We start from the raw sequence: 6,136 nt of genomic DNA, 5'->3' as shown, positions 1-6,136 counted from the left end.
CGCATTGCGTGGCCCTGCCCCTGCTGCTGGCCTTCACGCCGGCGGCGATGATGGCGCTGCGCTCGTTCCAGCACCCTGGCCATGGCGCGATGACCGCACTGCTGGTGATGTCGCGCTGGGAATGGCTGTTCGCGCTGCTGGCCTCGTTGATCGCCCTGCTCAGCACCGCCGCCGGCCAGCGCCGCCATCGACGCGCCCTGCCGCTGTGCGTGGCCCTGGCAGGCGCGATCCTGTTGCTGTCCGCCTCGCTGTACCTGCCGTTGAAGGAATCGCTGCTCTGGCACGGCGCTGCCACCGCCTGTGGTGGGGTGATGCTGGCGATCGCACATCTGCGCAACCGGCGGGCCCTGCGGCCCGCCGGCTGACGCCCGCTCAGAACCGGTAGCCGACCTCGGCGCCGACAATGCGCGGGCTGTCCACCGGCCCGTAGTAGTTGCCGTCGCGGCCGAAGGCCAGGTTGTCGAAGATCAGGCCATTGATGCGGCGCTTGTCGGTCAGGTTCTGCACGAACACGCGCGTGCTCCACGGCCCGCGCTCATAGCCCAGTTGCACGCCGAGCACGGCCACGGCCGGCTGGAACGCGCGGTTGCGCTCGTCCAGCGCGCTGGAACCGGTGAACTGCGATTCCACCCGGGCATAGATGCCGGAGTCGAACTGATACCGCGCGGCCAGGTAGCCGGTGTAGTGCGGCGTCAGCTTGACCCGCTTGCCGTGCAGGTTCTCCTGCGGGCTGACCCACAGCTTGGTGTACGTCGCATCGACGTAGCCGACATTGGCCATCACCGTGAACCCGGGCGCGACTTCAAACACCCCTTCCAGCTCTGCGCCACGCGAGCGTATCGAGGCATCCGAGCCCACGTAGTCGGAGGAGATCGGCCGGCCGTTGGCATCGGTGGCCACCTGGATTTCCTGCCAGTTGTCCGAGCTGATATGGAACAGGGCGCCGCCGATATGGCCGCGGCCGCCCGCCAGGTTCATCTTGAAGCCCACTTCATGGCTCCACATGCGTTCGGATTCGTAGCGCAGCACCTTGTCGTTGATCACATCGCTCTGCGCGGCGGCCAGGTTGAAGCCACCGGGGATGTAGCCCTTGGCCGAGGCCGCATAGAACGACAGATCATCGCTGGCGTCATAGCGCAGCGAGACGCGCGGCAACGTGGCCGAGAACGTATGCGCCAGGGCTGCGTCGCGGTAGCGGACCAGGCCCCCCGCACCCAGGTCGAGGAATCCGGCGCGCTGCTCGGTGGAACGGCGGGCCTGCTCGTGGCGGATGCCGAGGCTGGCGGTCAGCTTCGGCAATGCCGGCAGCGTATAGCTGGCGGTGGCGAACACACTGTAGTCCTCACCCTTGGAGGTCTGCCGCGGCGCCAGGTTGTAACTGTCCAGCCCGCGCAGCGCCGGGCCGACGAAGGTGCCCTGGATCGAATCCTTGTCGATGAGGTAGGTCGATACACCGGCCATCCAGGTCAACGCCTGGTCGCTGGGCGAGCTGAAGCGCGCCTCGGCATTCCAGGCATTCTTCTTGTCATATATGTACCCGGCCAGCGCGGAGCTGGCGGTCATGTCGAAGTCGTAGCCGGCTGAGCTCGCTTCCTCGCTGCGGTACGACGCGGCCACATCCAGGGTGCCGGCCTGCAGTTGCCATTGCGCGCTCAGGCCTGCGACGGTCTCGTCCTTTTCGGTGCGCTTTGGCGCATCGTTGATGTAGGTGAAGTCACCTGCATGACGGCCACCATTGAGGCGGTCTCCATAGGTGCGGTTGTACAGGCCGGTATCCAGCGGCAGGTACTCGTACTCGAACATGCCCGGTGCGCGCGTGCGCAGGTGATAGGCCAGGGCGTTGACGGTCACGTAATCGCTGGGGCGCCAGCGCAGCTTGCCCTGCAGGTAGCCCTCTTTCACTTCGCCGCGCGCGCCGTACGGGGTCAGGTTCTTCAGGTGGGCATCCTCATCGGACCCCATGAACGCCACCGAGCCCGACAGCGTGCCGTCCTTGCTCAGCGGGCCTGCCAGGAAGCCATCCACGGCCGTACCGTTGCCATTGCCGAACCAGGTGCTGCGTACGTTCACCTCACCCTCGCGGGTATCGGACGGGCCGCGCGTGCGCACCAGCACCAGCCCCGATTCGCTGTTGGCGCCGTACAGGGTTCCCTGCGGCCCCCGCAGCACCTCGACCGATTCCACCTGGTTGAGTACCGCGTTGCTCAGCTCACGGAACGGAATGCCATCGATGTACACCGACGCGCGGTTGACCAGGAAGGGATTGGATTCGATGCCGCGGATGGAAATGAACATGTTGCTCAACTGGCCCATCACGTTGAACTTCACGTTTGGGGCAAGCTTGTCCAGGTCACGGAACTCGGTGACACCGGCTTCTTTCAGCGCCTGCCGGTCAAGCACGGTCACCGACAGGTCACTCTTCAGGTAGGGCGTATCGCGCTTGGAGCCGGTGACCACCACGCCATCGAGGGTGGTGGCATCGGCGGACTGCGCGTGGGCGGGAAGAACAGGAACGAGCAATGACGCTGCAACGAGGGCAACGGAGGAAACGGGGGCTTTCAAGGGCAACCTCATGGGGAACGGAAACGCGCCTGGCGGGCCGGCTGGCGCAAACTGTTATCCTGTAACATTCCGTGTTCGCCGCCACTCCATTGCAGTCAGCGCTGCTCCATTCCTGGACCGACCATGCCCGCCCTCGCCGACCAGTTGCACCGGGAAGCCGCCCAGCCCATGGAGGGAACCGTGACCAGCGAGGATGGCTCGGTCGTTCTGCTGCGCCATGGCTTCCAGGCCAGCGAAGGCCCCATGGGGCACCCGCACCAGCTGCGCCTGGGCCTGCTGCTGGCCGGTGGCGGCAACCTTTACCAACGCACCACTGGCGGGGTCCTACAGGCGCCGTGGCATCGAGGCCAGTTCAACGTGGTACTGCCCGGCGATCRTGGACACTACGCCAGCCCTGCGGTGGAGCTGCTGGGAATGGCCGTCGATACCGCGCAGTGGCGTGATGCGCCTGGCGGCTTCCCAGACATCCACGCCCTTTCCCTGCGGCTGCATCGCGACCCGGTCATCGCTTCCGTACTGCACGCGCTATGGTCCAGCGCGCAGGCTGACGCCAGCGTGCCCGGCTTCCTGCAGTACGGCGCAGAAGTCGTGGTGCGGCGATTGGCGCAGCTTGCCGGCCAACCACGCGCCCGGCCGCCGATGGCCGCGCCGTTGTCATCGCGGCAGCTGCGCCAGCTGCAGGACTTCATTGATGAACACCGTTCCCAACCGCTGGATGTCGCAGCGCTGGCCGGCGTACTCGGCATGGAACCGACCACTTTCAGCCGCGCCCTGCGCGCCGCCACCGGCATGCCGCCGTATGCCTACCTGACCCAGCACCGCATGCAGTGGGCGCAGTGTGCGTTGTCCGCAGGGCAGCGTGTCACCGAGGTTGCGCTTGCCTGCGGCTACGCCAATCCCAGCAAGTTCGCCGCGGCCTTCCGGCGTGTTGTCGGCGTCTCCCCGTCAGCCTGGTCACGCCAGTAGATCCACGCCATGCGTGGATGAGCCGCCGCACGCGCGCTCCTGCTCGAACACACCCGCCACCCAATCAATGAACACCCGCAGCCGCGGCGATGGCGTGCGGTTGCGCGGATAGACCAGGCTGACCGGGCTAGGTGTGGGTGGCATCCCGGGCAACAGCTCCAGCAATTGCCCGCGCGCGATGTACGGGGCCATCCGGTAACGCGGTGCCTGGATGATGCCCAGCCCAGCCAGCGCAGCACCGAGGAAGGCGTCGGCACCGGACACCCGCACGCGTGCCGGCAACGGCATATGGCGCACCTGGCCGCCCTGCTGGAACTCCAGCGGAATCAGCTGACCGGTGGCGCTGGAACGGTAGCCGACCATCTGGTGTCCCGCCGCCAGCGACGCGATGTTTTCCGGCCGCCCGTGTGACTTCACGTAGGCGGGCGACGCCACCGTGACCTCGCGCAGCAACGCCAGGCGCCGTGCGGCCAGATCGCTGTCGGCCAGGGTGCCCACGCGGATGGCCCCATCCACCCCCTCGCGCAGCAGGTCGACATAGCGGTCGCCCTCGCTGACCTCCAGTTCGATGTCCGGGTACCGCTGCAGGAAATCCGGCAGATGCGGAAACAACAGGTGGCGCCCCAGCGTACCGTGCACCTCGATGCGCAGCGGCCCGCGTGGCGGCACGTCACGGAACGCGGCTTCGGCATCGTCCATGTCCGCGATCAGGCGCAGACAGCGGCCGTAGAAGGCCTCGCCTTCCAGCGTCGGCACCACCACGCGCGTGGTCCGGTGCAGCAGGCGCACACCCAGACGCTGCTCCAGTGCTTTGATCGCGTCGGTCACCGTGGCCCGCGGCAGCCCCAGGTCTTCGGCGGCACGGCTGAAGCTGCGGCGCTCGACGATCCGCACAAACGCACGCAGGGCGGTGAATCTGTCCATTGTTCGGGCGGCCGGATGATGTTTCCGGATTATCCATGATTATCCGCGACGGCGGAGAGACCAAGATGGCCGTGCGCCATGCCGGCGCGCACTTCTGGAATCTGCCATGACCTCCTCTGCTTCCCGCTCTGTCGCCCTGGTCACCGGGGGCTCCCGTGGCATCGGCGCGGCCATCTCGCGCCGTCTGGCCGCCGACGGCCATGCCGTGGTGATCAACTATGCCGGGCGCCGTGATGAGGCCGAAACACTAGCTGCCGAATTGACCGCCAGCGGAGGGCACGCCATCGCCCTGCAGGCCGATGTCGCCGACCCGCAGGCCGTGCACGCGCTGTTCGACGCCATCGAGGCACGCTTCGGTGGCATCGATGTGGTGGTCAACAGTGCCGGCGTGCTGCAGTTGGCCGCACTGGCCGACAGCGATGATGCCCTGTTCGACCGCGTGATCGGCATCAACCTCAAGGGTGCATTCAATGTGCTGCGCGAGGCCGCGCGACGCGTGCGCGATGGTGGCCGCATCGTCACCCTGTCCACCAGCGTGGTTGGCATCAAGCTGGAAAACTACAGCGTGTATGCCGCCAGCAAGGCCGCGGTGGAGACCATGGGCGCGATTCTCAGCAAGGAACTGCGTGGACGCGGCATCACCGTGAACGCGGTGGCGCCCGGGCCGACCGCCACCGATCTGTTCCTGGACGGGAAGTCGCCGGAACTGATCGATCGGCTGGCGAAGATGAATCCGTTGGAGCGGCTGGGTACGCCGGAAGACATCGCCGGCGCGGTGGCGTTCCTGGCCGGTGCCGATGGCGGCTGGATCAATGGCCAGGTGCTGCGCGCCAATGGTGGGATGGTGTAGGTCGCATGCCAACCAAGGTTGGCATCTACCAGATCACGCCACATCGGTAGTCGCCCACCTTGGTGGGCGCGCGGCATGCCAACCAAGGTTGGCATCTACCAAGGGCGCCTCAATGCGGTGTGCGCGGTTCCGGTAGACGCCAACCTTGGTTGGCGCCGCCCCTCAACCGCCGGGCATGGCCCGGCGCTACCGTGGGTGTTACCGGCTCATCGAATACGGTGCCTGCGCGCCCTGCCCCGGCCAGTCCTTGTTCGGTTCGGCCTGCATGGTGAAATGCAGCTCGCCACCGGCCAGGATCTCATCGTGGCGCAGGAAGGTGCGCTGCAATGGCTTGCCGTTGAGGGTCACGCTGCCGACATAGGTGTGCTTGTCGTCCAGCCCTTCGGCCACGATGGTGAAGGTCTTGCCGTTGGGCAGCCGCATTGCGGTCTTCGGCAGGAACGGGCGGCCGAGGATGTACTCGCCCGAGCCAGGCGCTACCGGGTAGAAACCCAGCGCGGTGAACACGTACCACGCCGACATCTGGCCCACGTCATCGTTGCCGGCCAGGCCATCGGGACGATCGGCATACTGCGTGTCCATGATCTGCTTCAGGCGTGCCTGCGTGCGCCACGGCTGGCCGGCATGCGAGTACAGGTAGGCCACGTGGTGGCTGGGCTCATTGCCATGCGCATACCAGCCGATCAGGCCGGTGATGTCTTCCATGTGCTCGAARATGGCCGGATCGACCTTCGCGTTGAACACTTCATCCAGGCGCGCCAGCAGTTTGTCGCTGCCACCATGCGCTGCGGCAAGGCCGGCCACATCCTGCGGCACGTACCATGAGTACTGCCA

The 6,136-nt window shown here is 66.6% G+C and carries 6 protein-coding genes; 3 read left to right on the top strand and 3 right to left on the bottom strand.

Going from position 1 to position 6,136, the window contains the following annotated elements; genetic code table 11:
- A partial coding sequence (locus AB4Y84_RS10370; protein WP_442250099.1) for a MerC family mercury resistance protein occupies positions 1-365 on the top strand: 365 nt, incomplete at its 5' end.
- A gap of 7 nt (positions 366-372) precedes the next feature.
- On the opposite strand, the gene AB4Y84_RS10365 is transcribed toward AB4Y84_RS10370, so the two are convergent.
- A complete protein-coding gene (locus tag AB4Y84_RS10365) occupies positions 373-2,562 on the bottom strand; it encodes a TonB-dependent receptor (RefSeq protein WP_442243662.1) in 2,190 nt (729 codons plus the stop codon).
- 180 nt (positions 2,563-2,742) lie between these two features.
- Here AB4Y84_RS10365 and AB4Y84_RS10360 point away from each other — a divergent pair, with 180 nt between their 5' ends.
- On the top strand, positions 2,743-3,528 hold the full coding sequence (locus AB4Y84_RS10360) for a helix-turn-helix transcriptional regulator (protein ID WP_442250098.1): 786 nt from the start codon (positions 2,743-2,745) through the stop codon (positions 3,526-3,528).
- On the opposite strand, the gene AB4Y84_RS10355 is transcribed toward AB4Y84_RS10360, so the two are convergent.
- Positions 3,517-4,452 carry a LysR family transcriptional regulator gene (locus AB4Y84_RS10355; RefSeq protein ID WP_442243663.1) on the bottom strand — a complete coding sequence of 312 codons (936 nt, stop codon included), beginning with the start codon at positions 4,450-4,452 and terminating at the stop codon, positions 3,517-3,519. The two genes, AB4Y84_RS10360 and AB4Y84_RS10355, sit on opposite strands and share 12 nt — an antisense overlap.
- Positions 4,453-4,558: 106 nt before the next feature.
- On the opposite strand from AB4Y84_RS10355, the gene AB4Y84_RS10350 reads away from it, so the two are divergent.
- A complete protein-coding gene (locus tag AB4Y84_RS10350; RefSeq protein ID WP_105164167.1) occupies positions 4,559-5,302 on the top strand; it encodes an SDR family oxidoreductase in 744 nt (247 codons plus the stop codon).
- 198 nt (positions 5,303-5,500) lie between these two features.
- Here AB4Y84_RS10350 and AB4Y84_RS10345 read toward each other — a convergent pair.
- A partial coding sequence (locus tag AB4Y84_RS10345) for a glycoside hydrolase domain-containing protein (protein ID WP_442250097.1) occupies positions 5,501-6,136 on the bottom strand: 636 nt, incomplete at its 5' end.

The organism is Stenotrophomonas sp. 2YAF22 (assembly GCF_052114665.1).
Classification (GTDB): domain Bacteria; phylum Pseudomonadota; class Gammaproteobacteria; order Xanthomonadales; family Xanthomonadaceae; genus Stenotrophomonas; species Stenotrophomonas indicatrix.
Note: the sequence above shows the minus strand (reverse complement) of the source record. Positions and strands in the feature narration are given on the sequence as shown.

What these genes read in the sequence shown, in the direction of transcription:
- AB4Y84_RS10350 (WP_105164167.1), top strand. Translation starts at nt 4,559, where the DNA reads ATGACCTCCTCTGCTTCCCGCTCTGTCGCCCTGGTCACCGGGGGCTCC.
- AB4Y84_RS10355 (WP_442243663.1), bottom strand. Translation starts at nt 4,452, where the DNA reads ATGGACAGATTCACCGCCCTGCGTGCGTTTGTGCGGATCGTCGAGCGC.